The sequence below is a fragment of the Selenomonas ruminantium subsp. lactilytica TAM6421 genome, from assembly GCF_000284095.1.
Lineage (GTDB): Bacteria > Bacillota > Negativicutes > Selenomonadales > Selenomonadaceae > Selenomonas_A > Selenomonas_A lactilytica.
This window is the reverse complement of the sequence record NC_017068.1, coordinates 1,718,343-1,738,683: the sequence shown is the minus strand read 5'-3', so window position 1 is coordinate 1,738,683 and position 20,341 is coordinate 1,718,343. Positions and strand designations below refer to the sequence as shown.

Genomic DNA, 20,341 nt, shown 5'->3' with positions numbered 1-20,341 from the left:
AGAAATTCAAAACAAACAGGTTGTCACGGACAGCTGGTCCTATGTCAAGATTTAGTACAACATAAAATGAGAAATTTTAATTATTTTCAGCTTACCAATAGTGCTTCTCTAGCAACGCTCGCCTTGTAAAGTTTTTCAAAGTCATCTGGCGAAAGATATCCACAATGGCTGTGAATCCGCTTTGTATTATAAAATGCTTCAATATACTCAAAAATTAGGCTGTGAGCATGATTAAAATCCCTGATTCTAAAGCGGTTCAACCATTCACGCTTTATCAATGCGTGAAATGACTCGATACAGGCATTATCCCATGGATAAGCTTTCTTGGAATAGCTCCGCTGCATTCGTGCGGTGGCCTTCTTATATTCTTTAGCTACGTATTGGCTGCCTCGGTCTGAGTGGATAATCAGTGGTAAATCGAGGTTGCGGCGTAATTTCGATTTTTGAATTGTTTCCGTTACGCAGCTTACTTCTAAGCTGTCAGAAAGCGTCCATGCGATGATTTTGCGAGAGTACAAGTCCATAATGCTGGTCAAGTATACAAATCCGTCAATTGTCCATACATAAGTGATGTCTGAACACCAAACCGCATTAGGCCGTTCCGGATTAAATTGTTCATCCAAGATGTTCTGCAGACTGTCACTGAAGTCTGGATCAACGGTAGTTGGAACCAAGGGCTTAACCCATTGAGCACGAAGCCCCATCTGGCGCATATACTGACCTATAGTCCTTTCAGAGATGATTTCTCCGGCTTTACGCAGTTCTGATGTGATTTTAGGTGCACCATAATTTTGATGAGACTCATCGTAGATTCGCTGGATTTGTTCTTTTACTTCCTGTCGCCTTATTGATGTGTCTGATGGCAGACGATGGCGCCAAGCGTTATAGCCCGAGCGTGAAACGCCAAGTTTTCGCAGCATTCCGGAGACGGAAATAGGGCGTCCTTCTTCTTTTGCAATTTCCGCCTGTTCAGAGACCTGAAGATAAATGGCCTCTGTTATTTTCCCAGAATGCTGATGGCTTTTTTTAACACGTCAAGTGCGTCTTTCGTATCGCGCAATTCACGGCGTAATCTGGCAATTTCTTTCTGTTCATCGGATTCGTAGTTGCCGGAACCTCTTACAACGATATCGCCGGAGTCACGAAGTTCTTTCCGCCACTTGGTCAAAGTGCTGTAACCGATGCCAAGGTTATTGGCACAGCCACGCAAGCCAAGCTCCTTATGATCTTCGTAATATTGAATTGCGTCAAGTTTAAACTGTTTGTCATGTTGTTTAGCCATTCTGAAATCCTCCTCAAGATAGGTACATATATTGTACCATGTCATGAACTTATTTAGGATTTCTCATTTTGACTTGTACTATTTATATTCTAACTCCAATGGCTTTATACTGGGAACATTCTTTAGTGAAGCGCAGCCCCCTAATAGTACGAATGGCGATATCCGCCGCATAGACTTTGGCGACGGCTCTTTTGTAGAGTTTAACCGAGCTACGGGCGGATTGACCATACAATGTACAGGGCCTGTAGTCATCAATGGCTCGACGGTCAATATCAACTAAGGAGGGGGGAAATGCCAGCAATTACAAGATTGGGTGATGCCGATACAGGACATGATGCATGCCCGCCTACGTCTTTGGTATCCGCTAGTAGCAACGTGTTCATTAATGGCATAGGCGCAGGCCGTGTGGGCGATAGTTATGCCCCACATTCTTGCCCTGCTCATTCCGCACACAGTGGAGTGATTGCCTCAGGCAGTTCTACGGTATTCATCAACAGCAGTCCAGCGGGACGCGTTGGTGATCCTGTATCCTGTGGGGGCAGTATTGCAGCAGGGAGCGGAAATGTTTTCGTTGGAGGTTGAGCTATGGATTGGAAAAGTAAATTGAAAAAAGCCGGCATGAAAGGCTTAACCAGTGCGATAAATAAATACGCAAAGGCGCTGGGTGTTAACCCTGGGGCCGCCAATGAGATAGGGTCCCTGGGAGATGTGACCTTTAAAGTAGCTGCTTATAATGACTGTCTTACTTTTGATGAATATAAGCGAAGTTTCAAGGCCCGCATCGCAAAACATGACATCATTGCCAGCAAACCAGTGCTAGAGTTCCAAGGGCCAGATATCACGACATTGACTTTAGGCATCAAGTTACGAAAGTGGCTCGGAGTAAACCCAGAATCATGCCTTGAAATACTCCGCAGTTATTGTGAGACCGGTGAAGTGCTGACTTTTGTGGTTAGTGGTAAGCCTGTAGGGAAAAAATGGCTCATTGAAAGTGTTGAGGCCACCGCGACACACTACATCGATGGTACTGTTGCAGGCCTCGACGTGAATCTGTCCATGCAGGAATATTATGAGGCCACTACAAACTCGAGAATTCTGGGAGGTGTATTGACTTGAGCGTCATCAATATAACAGCGGATCTAGCGAAAGTTAATTTCCTTCCAGCTACTGAGCTAGAGGAAATCATGCAGAATGTAAAAACAATCCTCACAACGGCGAAAGGAGAGGCTAGACTAGACCGTGATTTCGGCCTTGACGTGTCAATGCTTGATAATCCTACCCCTCACGCAATCAGCCAGCTTACGCGGCAAATTGTGGAGGCCATAGAGACCTATGAACCAAGAGCTAAGGTGCTAAATGTAACGTTTGACGGCAATGGAGAGGAGGGGGAACTTCTCCCTACAGTACAGGTGGTGATTAATGAATGAATAACTTGAATGATATAACTTTCGTTAATGCGGATACCAATAATGTTAAGACAGAGGTTATTAATTTATACGAAAAAGTATCCGGTAGAACCTTGGCAAAAGGTGACCCTGTCAGATTATTCCTTGAGTCAGTCGCTGATGAACTTGCTCAGCTTAGAAGCAAACTGAATTACACGGGGAAGATGAATCTTCTGGCGTATGCGAAAGGCGATTTCTTAGACCATCTTGGCGTATTGGTTGATACCACAAGAATCCCTGCATCTGCAGCAACGACCACATTAAAAGTTACGCTGTCTGCTGTGCAGCCATCGGCGGTAATCATCCCTGTCGGTACAAGGGTAACGACAGAAGATAAGACGATGTTCTTTGCTACTGACAGAGTTTTGACGATTGTCGCTGGCCAAACAGAAGGAACAGTATCAGCAACTTGTACCGACGTCGGCGTATCAGGGAATGGATATGTCCCAGGTCAGCTCATGATGATTGTCGATCCTGTCGCCTATGTCGATAGCATCGTGAATATCACGACGAGCGCGGGTGGCGCATCCACCGAGAACGATGATGCATACCGGGAGCGCATCCATGAAGCCCCTGAATCTTTCTCGTGTGCTGGCCCAGCTGGTGCTTATGAATTCTGGGCAAAGACCGCATCATCGTTGATTGTGGATGTGAAAGTTATTTCCCCAGAACCGGGTCACGTCAATATCTATCCTCTGCTTGCTGATGGCGAAATCCCAGGCGATGAGATATTAGCTGATGTCAACGAGGTATGCAACGATAGTAAGATTAGACCTTTGACTGACCTTGTTACCGTGGTCGCGCCAACAGCAATATCTTACGATATTGAGTTAACGTATCACATAGCTTCTGACGATGCAGAACAAGCTGGAACCATACAGGCAAAAGTTGCTGAGGCGGTTAATGATTACGTGAATTGGCAGCGAGCGAAACTTGGCCGAGATCTCGACCCATCAAAACTCTATCAGCTGATTGTTGCAGCCGGCGCATGTAAGGTAACAGTCACAAGTCCGGTTATGACTTCCGTCGATAATACCGCTGTGGCCGTGGCCTCCGATTCTCGGACAGTCACCTATGGGGGTGTAGCGGATGATTAAATTATCCGAGCTAAGTCTGCTGGATATTATGCCCGAGAACTTGGCCAGAGATAAGGAAGTACAAAGCGCCGCCAAAGCTCTTGACGTATCAATGCATGATATCTCAGAACAGATTAAATATGTACTACTAATATCCCGTATCGATGAGCTAGAGGAGGATATCGTTGACCAGCTGGCTTGGCAGTTCCACGTAGATGCCTATGATTCATCTTTTGATATAGGCACTAAGCGAAAACTGGTTAAGCAAAGCATTGGATGGCACAAGCTAAAAGGCACGCCGTATGCAGTCCAATCCGTTGTCAGTGCAATCCTTGATGGAGCACATGTACAGGAGTGGTTTGAATATGGTGGCGAACCTTATCACTTCAAGGTTGCCCTCATCGAGGGCCCTATGACATCGCCCCAAACAATAAGGCAACTGGTACGGGCAATAAATGAAGCTAAAAACGCCAGAAGCTGGCTCGATGGTGTGGAGTTTTCCCGCACCGTTGATACAAAATTCTTTTTTACTGCTGCAACTTATGTTAATAAGACCGTCATGATAGGGCTACCAAAATTCACAGCCCCGAACATCTTCGACGCGATCTTCTTAAATACCGCGCAGCACATTCATAAGGAGGTTAATATCAATGGCTGATTGGCAGGGCTATACACTTACAAAGAAAGGACAGGCACTAAGTGCCAAGGTAGAAGCTGGCCTTTGTAAGTTGGAGCTTACAAAAATGAAACTTGGTGACGGAGCAATTACGAGCGAACAAACCCTTGAGGGGCTTACGGATCTCGTGAGTCCTAAACAAATTATCACGATATCATCGATTAGCGTTGACGCGGGCCGATGCATTGTCGAAGGCGTTGTTTCTAATGCAAACCTTGATTACGGTTATACACTCCGAGAGCTGGGGCTCTATGCTACCGATCCGGATGATGGTGAAATTCTCTACGCTGTAACCGTAGATAGTCACCCAGACTATCTGCAAGCCAAGGGCGGCGTAACAGTAGTCAGTGAAGCATTGAACCTTACGATCCAGATTTCCAGTGATAGTTCCGTAACTGCCGTGATTGACCCAAATGGGCTCCTCACCGCACGAGATTTGGCTGATCATAATAGCAGCGGTGAGGCCCATAAGGTGCTTTTCGATGCGTGCATCAAGAATGCATCTATTTCCGGTAAGCAAATCACGTTTACCAAAGGCGACGGCACCACTATTAATCTCACCACGCAAGACACGACCTACGAAACGATGACAGGCGCATCTGCATCCAAAGCTGGTACAGCAGGACTTGTTCCTACTCCTGCTGCAGGCAAGCAGGGAGCTTTTCTTCGCGGTGATGGTACATGGGCGGCGATTTCTACAATGACAGGTGCATCTGCTTCGGCGTCAGGTACTTCAGGGCTCGTTCCTCAACCTGCAGCTGGCAGCCAAGGAAAATACCTGCGCGCGGATGGCACATGGCAAACTCCGCCAGACAATGATACCAAGTATAGTACCTTCGTCCGCTCGGGCGGCAGTGCCGCTGCAGGCCTAGTACCGAAACCGCCAACGACAGCAGGCGCCACCAAATACTTACGCGAGGACGGGACTTGGTCAGTCCCACCGGATAACAATACGACCTACGGCGTAGTCAGCGCATCTGCTAACGGTTTGATGACGCCTGCAATGCTGTCCAAGCTCAACGACGCAGGTGCTCACGGTACAGTGGTAGCATCTCACTACGGTGTGAACGGGTATCGTAAATGGAGTGATGGCTTTATTGAACAGTGGGGAACTGTTGACCCTGCGCAATTCCCATCCGCGGGTCAACCTGTTACATTCCCCATCGCATTCACATCGACACCAAAAGTTATGGGGATGATTAACCAAAACACTAATAGCACTAGTCAAAGCGATTTAATAACAACGTCGTTAAATATATACGCAACAACATCAAATATGATAGCCCATATCTATTCTGGCGTGTCGAATACGAAGCTGAAATTTGATTGGATAGCCGTTGGTTATTAATACTTATTTTATTCGCCTAGTGCAAATGCAACAAACCGCCAACCGGCCGTGGTATCAGAGAGCGCGGCAAAAAATGAAGTTTTTGTATAACTTGCTATTGTAGCCGGTACTGAAGACGCGGCACTAGATGTTCCCGCATTAGGGACGGGTGTTGTCACCACCCCGTAACAAGCATTAGGGAACGCAATTGGAAAACTATATTCTTTCCAATTGCCGGATGTTATTTCATATGTTCCCCACTGTTCAATAAAGCCATCACTCCATTGGCTGACAGTGAGGAACAGGAGAAAGGAGAATATAATATGAATTATTTATCAAAATTTGATTCTGACGGAAAACGAATCTCATCATATCCGCTGGATAATTCAATCGACGATAAGAAACGTGAAGAACTTATCGCTGACGGCTATATCGAGATTGACGAGGACGAGTGGTCGTATTATGTCGGCAACAAGGGCACCGGGAAAAACGGTACTGGTTATGTCCGTGGAGCCGATGGCAAGCCGACAGATGCGCCCGCTTATACGCCCAGCACGGATGAGAAAAAGGCCAGCATTATAGCTGAGTATAACGCTGCCAAGGCAACTCTTACCGAGCAGTACATGGATGCGATGATTCACGCTGACACGGAGCTGGCGGAAGAGATCCAGACTGAGATGCAGGATTTGGATGCTGCACTTGATGCAGCTATTAAAGAATTGGAGGGATAAGTTATGCCTTTTGTAGTGAAAAAGCGTTGCCCACGTTGCCGTAAAGTGGTTCGTCCGGATGGCACGTGCCAGAACAAAAATTGCTGTTTGTACGTCCCCGAAAAGACGGAGGAAACCCCTGCGGAGCCAGCGCCAGCAACGGAGGAAGCCACTTCAACCGAGAACTGACAAATTACCTACACAAAGAAAGCCGCTTGCTATATACCAGCATGCGGCTCTTGTAGTGTGGGGAATAGTTACAGGTTAGTTACAAACCTTGTCTATGGCACGCAGTAATTCGCGGACGGATTTATGCGTGTAGACTCGTTCAGTAACTCCTTCAAGAGAGTGACCCAAAATTAATTTTGTAACAGTTCGGTTGATATCGGCAGAGTCGAGCATGCTGGCAAGAGTGTGCCGGCACTCATGAGGTGTGTGTTTCAAGTTGAAATGCTCCATCACAGGGTTAAATACTGCCCGGCGGAAGGAATCGTACGTGTGGCGAGAACCATTTGTACGCGTACAGAGGTATGTGCCCTCAGACTGCATGAGAGCCTCATACCAAGGCATTAGCTTCTTAGGTATAGGAATATACCTGTTTCGTCCTGCGTCGGTCTTAGAATGGCGCACAACGAGAAGCCTTCTTCGCAGTTTTACGTCAGATTTTTTGATGTGGCGAAATTCGCCCACCCGGCACCCGGAGTATATCAGCATGAGCACAATTTTGGTCTGTTCGGGCATTTCATCCAGTCCCCGCCACAATTTATTCCGCTGGCGGACGGTGAAGGGCTTTTTCTTGACCTTCGGTTTATGCCGGTCAATATCAAGGTATCGGGCATAGTCACGGGTAACGAGGTCATAGCGTGCGGCATACTTATAAAGCTGTTCCAGCAGAGACCTGACTTTCTTTTGTGTCGGATGGCCGCATCCCTTCGACCGCACATCATCAATCACCATATCAAGGTGCGACAGCCGAATATCAACGAATTTCATGGAATGGAGGCGGGAGCAGTGGCGGTAGCTATTACGGTAACTGACTCGGGCGGATTTCAGGGAAGTGTTTTGCCTTCCAAAGCGCATAGACCTCAGCAAATGTAGTTTTGCTGGGGGAGAGCAGGGCAGGGTCGCGGTTGTAGTCCACAAGGAATGCCATGGCATCCTCAAAGGTTTCAAAGTATCCAAGATATTTCTGCTTTCCCTGAATGGTCTTTTTGACTGCATACGGCCTCCGCCTGTTACCGGATAATTTGTAGACGGTGCCGAAGCCGTTAGGTAGTTTCATCAATAATCATCTCCTCATATATGAGGATAGCATAGGGGGAAAATTACAGGATATGAATGCAATTTACGAGGTGCTTAGATCAATGATACCAGTACGCATGGAAGCTGTATGGGGAACAATTGTCGGGATAGTGGGCGGGCTGTTTACCTTTATGTTTGGTGCATGGAACAGCGCACTTGAGACCCTGCTCACGCTGATCGCACTCGACTACATCAGCGGAATGCTGGCGGCCTACATCAACCCGAATCTTGCTTTGGACAGCAGGCGGGGATATAAGGGAATCGCCCGCAAGGTATTTATCATTTTGATTGTAGCCGTAGCGCACGGAATCAGCGTGTCGCTGAATTCCAATGAAATATACGCCATGGCTATTTATTTCTACATCGCCAATGAGGGGCTCAGCATCACGGAAAATGCCGCCAAAGCTGGCGTGCCGATACCGACCAGGATTGTCGAGTCGCTTGAACAACTGACCCAGCAAAAGAAAGCGCGGGAGAAACCGGAGGAATGATGAATGCATTAGCTTGGCAAGAATTATATGAAGCATTTGCTGCCTTTGCATATATAGCGCGGCGGCAAGGATTTTATGTTGGGACGCTGGATGAGATGGAGCACAGTCTGTTTGATATGTGCCCATTCCCCTGCAGTTTCCGACCGAACAAGAAAGGATGATTGATATGCTGGATATTTTGGAAACTGGGCTCGAATTCACGAGCCTTTCTGAGCGCAGCTATACGGACATGATTGTGATTCATCACACAGGCTCGCCAGACATGGATGCCAGCGCAGAGTAGATTCACGGCTGGCATCTCGGCAACGGTTGGGCTGGTATCGGCTACCATTACGTGATCCGCAAGGACGGCACCATCGAACGTGGACGGCCTGAATGGGCTATAGGCTCCCATGCGTATGGGGAAAATAGTCACACGATTGGCATCCACCTGTCCGGCGATTTCTCTGCAGTCGAACCAACCGCAGAACAGATTGACCGCTGCGGAGCGCTGGTGGCCGATATTTGCGAACGGTACGGCATCCCGTTTGATCGTGCACACATTGTCGGTCACGGCGAACTCATGTCCACGGATTGCCCAGGCGATAACCTGCAAGCGCTGCTTGATGATGGTACGATCGTAGGTAAAGCAATCTTTTACTACAACCAGTCGCACGGTATCGAAGATATGTCTGAGGCGCCGCAGGAGCAGGACGACAGCAAGCAGGCGGGCCGTGGCGCCGAACGGTTCAATACGGTCGATGCTGTTCCTGATTGGGCGAAACCGACGGTCGAAAAAATGATTGGCAAAGGGTTGCTGCAGGGCAACGGAGAAAGTCTCGATCTATCGCTCGATATGCTGAGAGTGTTCGTTATCAACGATCGCGCAGGTCTTTATTCGTAATCAAGCTCAATAACGAAACGTTATTGAGTCAGATATGAGTCAAATTAAGTAAAAACACATTGAGGAGGAATTAACATGAGTAAATGGGTACAGATTCGCGATTCTATCGAGGACGCATTAAAGGTGGATGCTGTTAGCAAGAACATGAAAGCCGATTTTGTGACGTGGCTTGGGGCTGAAGGCACGGATTTTGCCCAGAAGGCTGTTGACAGCATCAATGAGAAATGCAAAAAAGATGCTGCAACCGAAACCGGTTGGTGTAAGATTCGCGACGCGGCGGTTATTCCGGTAACGCTTAACGTTGGAATGTATGTGCTAAAATTAGTGCTTGAAAAAGCGGCCGCCGAGAAGTTGTAACGGTAATTAGATAGGAATACATAAGGCCCCGATACTCTTACGAGCGTCGGGGCTTAATTTTATATACCTCCAGTATTCCAGTACGCGGCAGCACGGGTAAAAAATGATAGCAAGAAAGAGTAGGAGCGCAGATGCGCTTCTATTTTTTCTTGCCAAAAGTCAAAAAAACAAATATAATAGAGTAAAAGTCAAATGGTCAATTGTAATTGAATTTATAGAAGGTGATGAAAGTGAGCAATATTGCCGATTTGATTGAAGCCTATATTTTACGGCAGCTGGCCACTCAGCAAGATGGCAAGGTGGAATTGCGGCGCACGGATATCGCCGACGAGATTTCCTGTGCACCTTCCCAGATCAGTTATGTACTGTCCACCCGTTTTACTCAGGATAAGGGGTTTGTGGTGGAGTCCCGCCGTGGCTTGGGCGGCTTTATCCGCATCGTGCAGGTGCCGGTCAAGAACATGGTCTATGAGGATATGCTGGCGGCTATCAAGCCAGATACGGAATTGCCGGTGGTGCAGTCCATGATCAAATACCTTTTGCAGCATGAGATGGTAACGGCCCGGGAAGCATCGCTGATGATGCAGTTCGTGGTATCCATCTTTCAGTCGGAAAGTATTACCGACAAGGAACGGGTGCGGATGCTCAAGACCATGCTGCTGACGTTGGAAAATTTCTCGTAAGGGGGAATAGATATGTTATGTGATGATTGCGGCCGCCATGAGGCAGTGGTGCATATCACCCAGATTGGCCCTGATGGCCGGGTGGAGAAGAACCTCTGCGAATCCTGCGCCGCTGGTTATAGTGAATTTGTGAATGTGCCACATCCGGACAAGCGGCATGTATCCGTGGATGATTTTCTGCGGGGGATTTTCAATAGTACCAATGGTGCAGCTGTAGAAAATGAAAATAAGGAAACCAATGAGGCTGGGGAACAGATCTGTCCCCGGTGCGGCATGAGCTATCGGGATTTCAGCCAGCAGGGCAAGATCGGCTGTGCTGCCTGTTATGCAACCTTCCGTCAGCAGCTGGAGCCGATGCTCAGGCGTATCCATGGTTCCAGTGTGCATCGGGGCAAGATTCCTCATCGCAGCGGCGGAACCTTGGAACTCAAACAAAACATTGTTCTTCTGCAGCAGGAGTTGAAGGCCTGCGTGGAGAAGGAAGAATATGAAAAGGCCGCAGAGCTGCGCGACAAGGTGCGGGCCATGAAACAGGAACTGGCCGCCAAGGAAGGGGGCAGGAAGAATGCTTGAACAGTTATTGCAGGACAGCAGCCTTTGCTGGCTGAAACCGGCGGAGGCCGATGGTGATGTGGTGCTGGCCAGCCGCATCCTGCTTTCCCGGAATCTGCGGGATCTGCCCTTCCCCAATCGGGCCAGCCTGTCAGAACTCAAGCTGGTGGAAGACCGTCTGGCTGCGGTGATGCCGGAGCTTTCGCAGGTAACTGGTGAGGAACTGGCCTGCGTACAGATGGAAAAGCTTTCCCACCTGCAGCGGGAAGTCTTGCGGGAGAAACAGCTGATCAGCGAGAATCTGCTGCGCAATCCCCAGCATCGGGCGGTATTCTTAGGCAAAAGCCAGAATGCCAGCGTGATGGTCAATGAAGAAGACCATATCCGCATCCAGTGTGTGACCACAGGTCTGGATCTGGCGAAACCGCTCAAGATGGCCTTTGCCATGGATGATCTGTTGGAGAGCAAGCTGGATATTGCCTTTGACGAGAAGATGGGCTATCTGACATCCAGTCCCACGAATTTAGGCACGGGGCTGCGGGCCAGTGTCCTGCTGCATCTGCCGGGCCTCGTCTTTACCCGCAATGTCAGCAATATCATCAATATCTCACCGCAATTAGGTTTGGCTGTACGGCCGTTGTTCGGCGATGAGAAGGAGCAGCCCGGCTGCCTGTTCCAGATTGCCAATCAGCTGACTTTGGGCTATTCCGAGCAGGAGCTGATCGATAACCTGCGCGGAGCTGTGACGGAGATCGTGGCCCATGAACGCCGGGCCCGCAAGGCATTGGCTCTCTACATGAAGGAACGGCTGGAAGATGAAGTCTGGCGGGCATTTGGTACGTTGTCTTACGCTCGCTTGCTATCGGAAAAGGAAGCATTGGAACTGCTGTCCCGCCTGCGGTTGGGAATGGATTTGAAATTGATCCGCGGTCTGGCGCCGGAATGTTATGGACAGCTGCTGCTGAGCAGCCGTACCAGCTTCTTGCAGAATCTGGCGGCCAACGAGAACCTGTCCAAGACGGAAATCGACCGGCTGCGGGCGCAGCATATGAGGCGGCTGATGGAGCAGCATCATGTACGCCTGGAGGAATGATTATGGATTATCGCAATCATTTTACCAATATGGCCATCAAAGCCATTGAATTTGCCCAATATGCGGCAAGGGATCTGGCACAGGACTATATTGGCACGGAACATATATTGCTGGGGCTTCTCCATGAGCGGGAAGGCCTGGCAGCAAGGGCTATGGGGGCTTTGGGCATGAGCTTTGAGAAAGTCGTGGCCCAGGTGCAGCGCATAGCTTCCCGGGAGGCGGAATATCCCGGGGACAATCCCTATTACACACCCAGAGCCAAGCGGGTGATGGAAGGGGCCTATGAAGAAGCCCAGAACCTGGGGCATAATTATATTGGCACGGAACACATCCTGCTGAGCCTGCTGGAAGAGACCGAAGGCGCAGCCGTGGAAGTTTTTGAACTGATGGGCATCGACCCGGATGCCTTGCAGGATGAAGTCATGGACCGCATTGATGGGCAGCATCCCGAAGGCGACGGCCCTCTGCCGGAACACAGGCATGGCCGTCATCAGCGGGAGGGCACGCCGTTACTCAAAAAATACGGCCGTGACCTCAACAAGATGGCGCGGGAAGAGCAGATGGACCCGGTGATTGGCCGGAAAACGGAAATCCAGCGGGTGATTCAGATCCTTTCCCGCCGTACGAAAAATAATCCCGTGCTCCTGGGCGAGCCGGGCGTAGGCAAGACGGCCATTGCCGAAGGACTGGCCCAGCGCATCGTGGATGGCATGGTGCCCTATATGCTGCAGGATAAGAAAGTTATTTCTCTGTCCATGGCTTCGCTGGTAGCTGGGGCCAAATACCGCGGGGAATTCGAAGAACGCCTGAAGGGCGTGATCGAAGAAATCCAGCAGGCGGGCAATATCATCCTCTTTATCGATGAAATGCATACCTTAGTCGGTGCCGGTGCTGGAGAAGGTGCCTTGGATGCTGCCAATATCCTGAAACCGGCCCTGTCCCGGGGTGAGATCCAGATCATCGGTGCCACAACACTGGATGAGTATAAGAAGTATCTGGAAAAGGACGCAGCCCTGTCCCGCCGTTTCCAGCCCATTATGGTGGAGGAACCGGATGCAGAGGATGCGGAGAAGATCCTTTTTGGGCTGCGCAGCAAGTATGAAGAATTCCATCATGCCACCATTGAGGACGAGGCGGTCAAAGCCGCCGTGCGGCTGTCCCATCGCTATATCAGTGACAGGTTCCTGCCGGACAAGGCCATTGACCTGATGGACGAAGCGGCCTCCAAGGTGCGCATGAGCCAGGTGGGGTCAACTGCCAGATTGCAGGAACTGCGCGATCGGCTGCAGCAGCTGCTGATTGAGAAGGAAGCTGCCATCACGGCCCAGGATTATGAGAAGGCGGCCAATATCCGGGATAAAGCCTTGAAGATCAAGGAAGAGCTGGATGAAACCCGCAAGGATTGGTCGAAGAAGGGGCAGAATCATATCACGGTAACGGCTGAGGATATTGCTGCCGTGACTTCGCAATGGACAGGTATTCCCGTGAGCCAGATTGCGGCTTCTGAATCAGCGCGTCTGCTGAAATTGGAAAAGATCCTTGGCAAGCGTGTCATTGGTCAGACCGATGCCGTAAAGGCTGTGGCCAAGGCTATCCGCCGTGCCCGTTCGGGACTCAAGGATCCCAAACGGCCCATTGGGTCCTTCCTGTTCCTGGGGCCTACCGGTGTGGGCAAGACCGAGCTGGCCCGCACTTTGGCTGATGCGCTGTTCGGTTCGGAAGAAGCCATTATCCGCTTCGATATGAGCGAGTATATGGAAAAACACACCGTTTCCCGCATGGTGGGAGCCCCTCCGGGCTATGTGGGCTATCAGGAAGGCGGCCAGCTGACCGATGCGGTACGTCGCAAGCCTTATTCGATTATCTTGCTGGATGAAATCGAAAAAGCCCATCCCGATGTGTTCAATATCCTGCTGCAGGTTTTGGACGATGGCCGCCTGACCGATGGCCAGGGGCGTACGGTGGATTTCCGCAACAGCGTGATCATCATGACTTCCAATGCCGGTTCGAATCTCTTGAAGAAGGCCAAAAGCTCCATGGGCTTTGCCGTGGGCAATGGGGACGAGGAGGAAGCCGCGGAAAAAGCCGCTGAGAAGCGTGTGCTTGAAGCTGTGAAGCATATCTTCAAACCGGAGTTTTTGAACCGCGTGGATGAGCAGCTGATCTTCCATCCCTTGGGACGTCCGGAGCTGGCGAAAATTGTGGATATTTTGTTGCAGGATGTGAAACAGCGTCTGCAGGAAAAGGATATCCGGTTGGAAATCAGCCCCTCGGCGCGCAATAAGCTGGTGGATGAAGGCACGGATTTCAAATTCGGTGCCCGTCCGTTGAAGCGTGCCATCCAGAAGCATGTGGAAGACGAGATTGCCGAGATGCTGCTGGCAGGCAAGTTCAAGGCCGGCGATACCATCGTTGTGCGCAAGAGCGGCAATGAATTGGAATTCACGAAAAAAGCCAAGCGGTCTGTAAAGCGCAAGGAGCTGGAACATGTCCCGCAATAAACTCACTCCGCAGGATACTAGCGGGCGGCTTTGGAACTTCGTCGTGAATTTTTTCTGGGCCATCGTCTGGCTGGGGCGGAGTATTATACGGATCGTAAAAAAGAAGATATAACGAGAAGAGCAGGATTACCTGCTCTTCTTTGAAGTTTTTGAACCGAAGGGATGGATATTATTGGCCAAAAAGAAAAAGACAGTCTTTGTCTGTCAGGATTGCGGCTATGAAGTGCCCAAGTGGCTCGGGAAATGTCCGGGCTGTGGGGCCTGGAATACCATGGTGGAAGAGGTAGTAGCGCCGGAAACGGGCGGCAGTTCCGGCAGCGGCGGCCTGCGGTTGGGCTTGTCGGATGCACAGAAGCCGCAGCCCATTGGTGAGGTAGCAATTGAAGACTTGCCGCGTTTTGGTACGGGTTCAGGAGAGCTGGACCGGGTGCTGGGCGGCGGCGTGATTCCCGGTTCTATGGTGCTGATCGTGGGTGATCCCGGTGTGGGTAAGTCCAGCCTGACCTTGCGCGTTTGCGCGGATGTGGCCCGTGCGGGCCGCAGTGTGCTCTATGTGACAGGCGAGGAAAGCACCCGGCAGGTGCGGATGCGCGGTGACCGGCTCAAGGCCATTGCGGATAGGCTCTATGTGGTCAGCGAGACCAATATGGAGACCATCGAAGCGCATATTGAAAATACCAAGCCGGATCTGCTGGTTATCGACTCTATCCAGACCGTCTTCAAGCCAGAAGTGCAAAGCGCGCCGGGCAGCGTATCCCAGGTGCGGGAATGTGCTGTGGACATCCTGCGCATTGCCAAGGGCCGGGGCATTGCGGCGTTTGTGATTGGCCATGTGACCAAAGAGGGCAACTTAGCCGGTCCCCGTGTGTTGGAACATATCGTGGATACCGTGCTTTATTTCGAAGGAGAGCGCAATGCCGAATACCGGGTGCTGCGGGCGGTCAAGAACCGCTTCGGCAGCACCAATGAGCTAGGGCTCTTTGAGATGCGTGATGTGGGGCTCGTGGATGTGCCGGATGCGTCCAAATTATTCCTGTCCGACAGGGAGGGGGATAGCGGTACGGTCATCATTCCTACAGTGGAAGGCACACGGCCCCTGCTCGTGGAACTGCAGGCCCTGGTTGCACCTACTCCCTATGTGCCGCCAAGGCGCACGGCTGATTCTGTGGATATCAAGCGGATTCAGCTATTGCTAGCGGTGCTCGAAAAACGCGTGCATCTGCAGGTCGGTGCCTGTGATGTCTATGTCAAGGTCGCAGGCGGCATCAAGATTGATGAACCTGCCGCCGACTTAGGCATCTGCGTAGCCATGGCTTCGAGCTTTGCCAACCGGCAGATCCGGCCCAAGACCATTGTCTTCGGCGAAGTGGGGCTGTCCGGCGAAGTCCGGGCCGTAGGTCAGGCAGATGTACGCATCAATGAGGCCAAGCGTTTAGGTTTTGAACATGTGGTGCTGCCCATGAAGAATTATCGCCAGCTGACCGGTGAGGTAAAAGGAATCAAGCTTTATGGTGCGGAAACCATCGGTGATGCGTTGAAATTAGCCATGCCCAGAAATTAAAAATGTAGTATAATGGATTATAACGTTGCTTCTGCATAGAGAATAGACAAGCAGATGGGATATAGAACTGAAATTTTACGTATGGGGGCACGGTTTATGGAATTTCGGCAGTTAGAGTATTTTTGTGCAATCAGCGAGTTGAAGAATTTTACCCGCACGGCGGAGGCACTGCATGTTTCGCAGCCTTCTGTTACGAAAGCGATAAAGGCATTGGAAGCAGAGTTGGGGCTGCTGCTTATTGACCGGCGGCAGAAGCAGGTACATTTGACGGAAGAAGGACAGGCTTTCCTGTTTCATGCCAAACATATCATGAAGGCTGCAGCCGTGGCGCTGAAGGATATGGAGCGCTATCGTCAGGATAAGCGTGAGACCATTCATTTCGGGATTCCCCCCATGGTGGAGGCTTATTTATTTCCGGATCTGTTCACCAAGTTCAAGCAGATATTCACCGACGTCAATCTGGATGTGCAGGAGTTCAATGATTCTGAAGAGGTGCGCAAACGCATTGAGCTCGGTGAACTGGATTTTGGGATTGTCCTGGGAGAGCCTGGAAATGCCAGAGAAAATGAACTGATCATCATGCGGGATTACATGAGTATCTGTATTCCGCCTCAGCACAAGCTGGCAGCCGAGAAGGAAATACTTTTTTCTCAGCTGAAAAATGAGAAATTCATCATGCAGCATCCCAATACGTATCAGTATAAGGCTGTCTATGAACAATGCCACAAGGCAGGTTTTGTGCCGAAGATAACCCTGTGTACGACGCAGGTCAAAACGATCAAGCAATTGGTGGCTAACGGCATGGGGATATCCATTTTGCCAGATTTTGTTACCCGTTCGGAAAAGATTTTTGTACGCCGGTCATTGAAACCGGCGCTCAAGGTGCAGATTGCACTCAATTGGGGAACCTATAAGGGCCTGTCTGCTGGAGATACTCAATTTATTGAGTTTATCAAGGATTATGCCGAAAAGAATTTCACTTCGTAATGTAATATCCATAATAAAACAGCCTGACCAGATTGCTGGTCAGGCTGTTTTTTAATAGTTTAGATTCCCATTTCAATATTGTGGATGATCGTGGTGAGTTTTTCCATTTCCAAACTCGTACGGTCATTGATAGCTTCAAGAGCCTTAATGGACTGGGTGGATTTCTGGATATGCGCGATGCCTTCGTTGAGGCTTTTATGCAGCGCCTTCATCTGCTTAGAGAAGTTTTCGTCAAATTCATTGATTTGCTGTTCAAAGTCCTTGTTGTCCACGAGGATCTTGTCGATTTCGTTTACGTCATGGAGCAGGGAACTGATGGCTTCGTCAGAGACGTGCAGATTGGTCTGGGTGTTTTCTGCCAGCTTGCGTACTTCCTGAGCGACAACGGAGAAGCCACGTCCTGCTTCTCCAGCCCGGGCGGCCTCGATAGCCGCATTGAGGGCCAGCAGGTTGGTCTGGGCCGCAATCTCGTTGATCATCTTCATGACATCGTCGATTTTCTGGGTGCTCTGGGAGAGCATATCCAGTTTCGGGGTGATTTCCCGATTCCTGTCCGTAAGCTGGTTGAACAGGCCGTTCTGTTCGTCGATGCCGCCGGAAAGCTGTTGGATGGCAGCCTGGATCTGATCTACGTCCTGAGACATCCGCATAATGGTCTTGACGATATCCGGCATCTTGGACTGATAATCCTGGAACATGCTGATGAGGTTGTCCTTGAGCTTGTCCGTGTGTTTCTGCCGATCGATGATGCGGTTATAGAAGAACGCATTGCAGTTGGCATAGATTTTGGCAAAATTATCGATGTATTCATCGGCGAAAATGGTACCTGTCGGTACATGGTAGAAGAAGATGGCAGTCAGGGTTTCGTTGACATGCAGGCCGGCGATTTCACCGAAGCTAGAGAAACCGGCAACAGGAATATCCTTGAATTCATCGATATGCTTGATTTCATCCGGATAGCCTAAGCGGCGCAGGATACAGTCGTTTAAGATGCCGCCTATAGGCTGAGGCTTATTCTGATTGTATTTGCGCAGGTCACGGGACAAAGATTGATCCAGGGAAATACGCTTCATCAGGTAAAGCCGCTCGCCGGTAACCACATCGCAGAAGAAGTTGATACGGTTATTAGCCTCATCAAAGCCCGACAAAGTGCGGATGAAGTCTTCGCCGTTGACATCGGTGGCAAAGGTATAATCCTGCATCCTGGCCTGTACTTCAGCGGTGGTTTCCACGTGAAAATAACGTTTGAGAGCATCGATGATGGGAACTTCTCCTTCAGGGCCTTCGACGGTTTCCACATAGCGCAGGGCGCTGTTGGCTGAGCCGATGATTACGGAGCTGTCAGTACGTTCAACGGCCTGAGACTTGAAAATGCCGTAACGGTATTCTTTATGCAAACGCACAAGGATGATTACCGCATGATTTTCCAGACAGGTGTTGTCGTCATAGATATAAGTATGGGCGAAATCCAGGTTGCCAGCAGAACTGCCACCAATAAAGGGGATGGGGAACTTGCCCGAGGCAAACATGGCTTCGGAAACGAAGGTTTCACAACTGGAAACACCATCGATGTAGACCATGGCAAAGCAATGGCCGATGCTGAGACGGAAAGGCGGTGTATGCCGCTCGATTTCCCTCTGGATGGCCTTTACGCGGTCATTGACCGTCATATCCACATTGCCGCTGCGCAGGTCTGCATCCGGCAGGGGGATATGCATGGTGTAGGTGTTCTCAATCATGCGATTGGAGAAGGCTTGCAAAAGGACTTTGCCTCGATGCTCTGGTGCTTCGCAATATAGTGTATGGCTGCCCTGCGGACGGCAGAGCTCACCCGATGTGGTCATCAGCAGCAATTTTGTACTGGAGGGAATCTCAGCTTTAATCAGCCGGGCAACTTCCGGTACATCCAGATCAGGGGAAACGAAACCGACGATCATGGCGGCGCCTTGTGCTACATCTGCCAGATCTTTCAATCGCAGGGCGGTCAGCTCGCTCTTGGATAGATAAGCAGTTTTTATATCGGTCAGTTCTGTGGCTGCCGTAGGGACTGGTGCCGGCGCAGCGGCTTCAGCTCGTTGGGGCGCATCGAAAAATTTGAACATATGCAAACACCTCTCAAAAGTTCTATCAGTATCCCACATCTGTATAAACTCTTTATTTTTGTATTCGCGTTTGCAAATGAAATTCCTGCTGCTTTGAGCTTATTTCTTATGAATATATGGAGAATAGTATTGAAAAGCAGAAGGCAGGCTATAGTGCTCTGCAATTTCCTGCGAATTTGCCCAGACAAAAGGCAGATGGTTATCCCTGACGGTCAGCCCCGTAGCGGGAGCAACTTCTACCAGCCAGCTGGAAAGCTGCCATTCGATATGAGAAAAGATATGTTTGGCGGGGGGAAGTATCTGCAACTTTTCTGCCTCTAAATCATGTTCTGCCAGCCAGCGGATGACTTCGTCTTTCCGGAGTTTGCCCGGCAGGTTGGGAAATTCCCAGAGGCCTGCCAGCAACCCTTTGGCGGGGCGCTGATGCAGCGCAATGGTATCTCCCTGCCTGAGAAGCAGGATGGTATGTTTTTCCTGCCGGCGCTGGCGGGCGGAGCTCTTTTGAGGAAGCTCCAGTTCCAGGCCCTCGGCATGCGCCAGACAAATCCTGGCGAGAGGACAGCAAGCGCAATGAGGCATGCCATGCGGCAGGCAGATGGTGGCACCCAGGTCCATGAAGGCCTGATTGAGCTCACCAGCAGTCGTACCGCTGGGATAGTGGGGCGCCAGGGTATTTTCCATGGCTTTTTTGGTGGCTGGTGCGGCAATATCGGCTGTTGACGCCAATACCCGGGACAGGACCCGCAGCACATTGCCATCGACGGCGGGCCAGGGCTGGCCAAAGGCAATGGAGCCGATGGCGCTGGCGGTATAGCGGCCGATGCCGGGAAGGTTCAGGAGTGATGTGAAATCCTGCGGCAGCTGGCCGCCGTATTCCTGACAGATGAGGATGGCGGCCTTTTTGAGATTGCGGGCCCGGGAATAATAGCCCAAGCCCTGCCAAAGCTTCATGAGCCTTTCATCATCACAGGCAGCCAGCGCCGCTATATCCGGCAGGCTGGCAAGAAAGCGTTCATAATAAGGAATCACGGCACTGGCCCGTGTCTGCTGCAGCATGATTTCCGACAGCCAGGTATGATAGGGCGTAGGGCAGTTGCGCCAGGGCAGTTCCCGCTGGTCTGCCTGTCCCCGGTACCAGTCCGGCAGGATGGCCAGCAGGTCAGGAATCAGTTCTGTATGAAGAAGATTTATCGTTGCTCGCAAGGTAAAATCCTTTCTGGTTAAATTTATTGGAATTGAAATTTATTGAGGATAAATTGTATCATATTTGGCGGAAAAACTGCAAGTTGAATTGATTCGAAATAATTTTCACA

24 protein-coding genes are annotated in these 20,341 nt (G+C 50.3%); 17 read left to right on the top strand and 7 right to left on the bottom strand.

The genetic code is table 11. The annotated features are described in order from the left end of the window. Positions 1-86: 86 nt before the first annotated feature. Both SELR_RS08485 and SELR_RS08480 read right to left on the bottom strand, forming a co-directional pair. Positions 87-989, bottom strand: coding sequence for an IS3 family transposase (locus SELR_RS08485; RefSeq protein ID WP_269453574.1), 903 nt, complete (start codon positions 987-989; stop codon positions 87-89). An 8-nt stretch (positions 990-997) separates the two neighbouring features. Beyond that, positions 998-1,282 carry a transposase gene (locus SELR_RS08480; protein WP_014424218.1) on the bottom strand — a complete coding sequence of 95 codons (285 nt, stop codon included), beginning with the start codon at positions 1,280-1,282 and terminating at the stop codon, positions 998-1,000. Between the two features lie 231 nt (positions 1,283-1,513). Between SELR_RS08480 and SELR_RS19525 the strand changes: the two genes are divergently transcribed. The 6 genes from SELR_RS19525 to SELR_RS08450 are packed head-to-tail and all read left to right on the top strand — an operon-like array spanning position 1,514 to position 5,827. Continuing rightward, positions 1,514-1,864 carry a PAAR domain-containing protein gene (locus SELR_RS19525; protein WP_014424810.1) on the top strand — a complete coding sequence of 117 codons (351 nt, stop codon included), beginning with the start codon at positions 1,514-1,516 and terminating at the stop codon, positions 1,862-1,864. 3 nt (positions 1,865-1,867) lie between these two features. After that, on the top strand, positions 1,868-2,398 hold the full coding sequence (locus SELR_RS17780; RefSeq protein ID WP_014424809.1) for a phage tail protein: 531 nt from the start codon (positions 1,868-1,870) through the stop codon (positions 2,396-2,398). Beyond that, positions 2,395-2,709, top strand: coding sequence for a GPW/gp25 family protein (locus SELR_RS08465; RefSeq protein WP_014424808.1), 315 nt, complete (start codon positions 2,395-2,397; stop codon positions 2,707-2,709). The genes SELR_RS17780 and SELR_RS08465 overlap by 4 nt, the downstream gene beginning before the upstream one ends. Beyond that, entirely contained in the window at positions 2,706-3,824 is a 1,119-nt protein-coding gene (locus SELR_RS08460; protein ID WP_014424807.1) for a baseplate assembly protein, read from the top strand. Before SELR_RS08465 ends, SELR_RS08460 begins: the two co-directional genes overlap by 4 nt. Beyond that, a complete protein-coding gene (locus SELR_RS08455) occupies positions 3,817-4,461 on the top strand; it encodes a phage tail protein I (RefSeq protein WP_014424806.1) in 645 nt (214 codons plus the stop codon). The genes SELR_RS08460 and SELR_RS08455 overlap by 8 nt, the downstream gene beginning before the upstream one ends. Then, entirely contained in the window at positions 4,454-5,827 is a 1,374-nt protein-coding gene (locus tag SELR_RS08450) for a gp53-like domain-containing protein (RefSeq protein ID WP_014424805.1), read from the top strand. The genes SELR_RS08455 and SELR_RS08450 overlap by 8 nt, the downstream gene beginning before the upstream one ends. A gap of 8 nt (positions 5,828-5,835) precedes the next feature. On the opposite strand, the gene SELR_RS19520 is transcribed toward SELR_RS08450, so the two are convergent. Further along, complete coding sequence (locus tag SELR_RS19520) at positions 5,836-6,075, bottom strand: gp53-like domain-containing protein (protein ID WP_419789602.1); 240 nt, start codon at positions 6,073-6,075, stop codon at positions 5,836-5,838. A gap of 54 nt (positions 6,076-6,129) precedes the next feature. Between SELR_RS19520 and SELR_RS17775 the strand changes: the two genes are divergently transcribed. Beyond that, on the top strand, positions 6,130-6,537 hold the full coding sequence (locus SELR_RS17775; protein WP_014424804.1) for a hypothetical protein: 408 nt from the start codon (positions 6,130-6,132) through the stop codon (positions 6,535-6,537). Positions 6,538-6,780: 243 nt separating this feature from the next. Here the strand turns inward: SELR_RS17775 and SELR_RS08440 are convergent, their stop codons facing one another. Together SELR_RS08440 and SELR_RS18655 are read right to left on the bottom strand one after the other, a co-directional pair. Then, a complete protein-coding gene (locus tag SELR_RS08440; RefSeq protein ID WP_231848067.1) occupies positions 6,781-7,473 on the bottom strand; it encodes a tyrosine-type recombinase/integrase in 693 nt (230 codons plus the stop codon). A gap of 67 nt (positions 7,474-7,540) precedes the next feature. Continuing rightward, complete coding sequence (locus SELR_RS18655; protein WP_041914340.1) at positions 7,541-7,798, bottom strand: hypothetical protein; 258 nt, start codon at positions 7,796-7,798, stop codon at positions 7,541-7,543. 52 nt (positions 7,799-7,850) lie between these two features. Here SELR_RS18655 and SELR_RS08430 point away from each other — a divergent pair, with 52 nt between their 5' ends. From SELR_RS08430 to SELR_RS08390, 10 genes are all read left to right on the top strand, one after another. Beyond that, entirely contained in the window at positions 7,851-8,309 is a 459-nt protein-coding gene (locus SELR_RS08430; RefSeq protein ID WP_041914339.1) for a phage holin family protein, read from the top strand. After that, complete coding sequence (locus tag SELR_RS18870) at positions 8,306-8,470, top strand: hypothetical protein (RefSeq protein ID WP_014424801.1); 165 nt, start codon at positions 8,306-8,308, stop codon at positions 8,468-8,470. The genes SELR_RS08430 and SELR_RS18870 overlap by 4 nt, the downstream gene beginning before the upstream one ends. A 122-nt stretch (positions 8,471-8,592) precedes the next feature. Then, complete coding sequence (locus SELR_RS19455; RefSeq protein ID WP_331386703.1) at positions 8,593-9,192, top strand: peptidoglycan recognition protein family protein; 600 nt, start codon at positions 8,593-8,595, stop codon at positions 9,190-9,192. A gap of 75 nt (positions 9,193-9,267) precedes the next feature. After that, on the top strand, positions 9,268-9,549 hold the full coding sequence (locus SELR_RS08420; RefSeq protein WP_014424798.1) for a hypothetical protein: 282 nt from the start codon (positions 9,268-9,270) through the stop codon (positions 9,547-9,549). Positions 9,550-9,779: 230 nt separating this feature from the next. Beyond that, the gene (locus tag SELR_RS08415; protein WP_014424797.1) at positions 9,780-10,232 is read left to right on the top strand and encodes a CtsR family transcriptional regulator; all 453 of its coding nucleotides are present in this window, start codon (positions 9,780-9,782) and stop codon (positions 10,230-10,232) included. Between the two features lie 12 nt (positions 10,233-10,244). Beyond that, positions 10,245-10,805, top strand: coding sequence for a UvrB/UvrC motif-containing protein (locus tag SELR_RS08410; protein ID WP_014424796.1), 561 nt, complete (start codon positions 10,245-10,247; stop codon positions 10,803-10,805). Then, a complete protein-coding gene (locus SELR_RS08405) occupies positions 10,798-11,877 on the top strand; it encodes an ATP--guanido phosphotransferase (RefSeq protein ID WP_014424795.1) in 1,080 nt (359 codons plus the stop codon). Before SELR_RS08410 ends, SELR_RS08405 begins: the two co-directional genes overlap by 8 nt. Before the next feature lie 2 nt (positions 11,878-11,879). Continuing rightward, positions 11,880-14,378, top strand: coding sequence for an ATP-dependent Clp protease ATP-binding subunit (locus tag SELR_RS08400; protein WP_014424794.1), 2,499 nt, complete (start codon positions 11,880-11,882; stop codon positions 14,376-14,378). A gap of 172 nt (positions 14,379-14,550) precedes the next feature. Next, entirely contained in the window at positions 14,551-15,939 is a 1,389-nt protein-coding gene (radA, locus tag SELR_RS08395) for a DNA repair protein RadA (protein ID WP_014424792.1), read from the top strand. Between the two features lie 96 nt (positions 15,940-16,035). After that, a complete protein-coding gene (locus SELR_RS08390) occupies positions 16,036-16,926 on the top strand; it encodes a LysR family transcriptional regulator (protein ID WP_014424791.1) in 891 nt (296 codons plus the stop codon). Positions 16,927-16,985: 59 nt separating this feature from the next. On the opposite strand, the gene SELR_RS19375 is transcribed toward SELR_RS08390, so the two are convergent. Both SELR_RS19375 and mutY read right to left on the bottom strand, forming a co-directional pair. After that, on the bottom strand, positions 16,986-19,028 hold the full coding sequence (locus SELR_RS19375) for a methyl-accepting chemotaxis protein (RefSeq protein WP_014424790.1): 2,043 nt from the start codon (positions 19,026-19,028) through the stop codon (positions 16,986-16,988). Positions 19,029-19,127: 99 nt separating this feature from the next. Beyond that, positions 19,128-20,231: an A/G-specific adenine glycosylase gene (gene mutY / locus SELR_RS08380; RefSeq protein ID WP_014424789.1), complete on the bottom strand. Its 1,104-nt coding sequence runs from the start codon at positions 20,229-20,231 to the stop codon at positions 19,128-19,130. Between the last annotated feature and the right edge of the window lie 110 nt (positions 20,232-20,341).

Coding starts and splice junctions, on each gene's coding strand:
- SELR_RS08480 (WP_014424218.1), bottom strand. CDS start 1,282: ATGGCTAAACAACATGACAAACAGTTTAAACTTGACGCAATTCAATAT.
- SELR_RS19525 (WP_014424810.1), top strand. CDS start 1,514: ATGTACAGGGCCTGTAGTCATCAATGGCTCGACGGTCAATATCAACTA.
- SELR_RS17780 (WP_014424809.1), top strand. CDS start 1,868: ATGGATTGGAAAAGTAAATTGAAAAAAGCCGGCATGAAAGGCTTAACC.
- SELR_RS08460 (WP_014424807.1), top strand. CDS start 2,706: ATGAATAACTTGAATGATATAACTTTCGTTAATGCGGATACCAATAAT.
- SELR_RS08455 (WP_014424806.1), top strand. CDS start 3,817: ATGATTAAATTATCCGAGCTAAGTCTGCTGGATATTATGCCCGAGAAC.
- SELR_RS08450 (WP_014424805.1), top strand. CDS start 4,454: ATGGCTGATTGGCAGGGCTATACACTTACAAAGAAAGGACAGGCACTA.
- SELR_RS17775 (WP_014424804.1), top strand. CDS start 6,130: ATGAATTATTTATCAAAATTTGATTCTGACGGAAAACGAATCTCATCA.
- SELR_RS08440 (WP_231848067.1), bottom strand. CDS start 7,473: ATGGTGATTGATGATGTGCGGTCGAAGGGATGCGGCCATCCGACACAA.
- SELR_RS18655 (WP_041914340.1), bottom strand. CDS start 7,798: ATGAAACTACCTAACGGCTTCGGCACCGTCTACAAATTATCCGGTAAC.
- SELR_RS08430 (WP_041914339.1), top strand. CDS start 7,851: ATGAATGCAATTTACGAGGTGCTTAGATCAATGATACCAGTACGCATG.
- SELR_RS18870 (WP_014424801.1), top strand. CDS start 8,306: ATGATGAATGCATTAGCTTGGCAAGAATTATATGAAGCATTTGCTGCC.
- SELR_RS08420 (WP_014424798.1), top strand. CDS start 9,268: ATGAGTAAATGGGTACAGATTCGCGATTCTATCGAGGACGCATTAAAG.
- SELR_RS08410 (WP_014424796.1), top strand. CDS start 10,245: ATGTTATGTGATGATTGCGGCCGCCATGAGGCAGTGGTGCATATCACC.
- SELR_RS08405 (WP_014424795.1), top strand. CDS start 10,798: ATGCTTGAACAGTTATTGCAGGACAGCAGCCTTTGCTGGCTGAAACCG.
- SELR_RS08400 (WP_014424794.1), top strand. CDS start 11,880: ATGGATTATCGCAATCATTTTACCAATATGGCCATCAAAGCCATTGAA.
- SELR_RS08390 (WP_014424791.1), top strand. CDS start 16,036: ATGGAATTTCGGCAGTTAGAGTATTTTTGTGCAATCAGCGAGTTGAAG.
- SELR_RS19375 (WP_014424790.1), bottom strand. CDS start 19,028: ATGTTCAAATTTTTCGATGCGCCCCAACGAGCTGAAGCCGCTGCGCCG.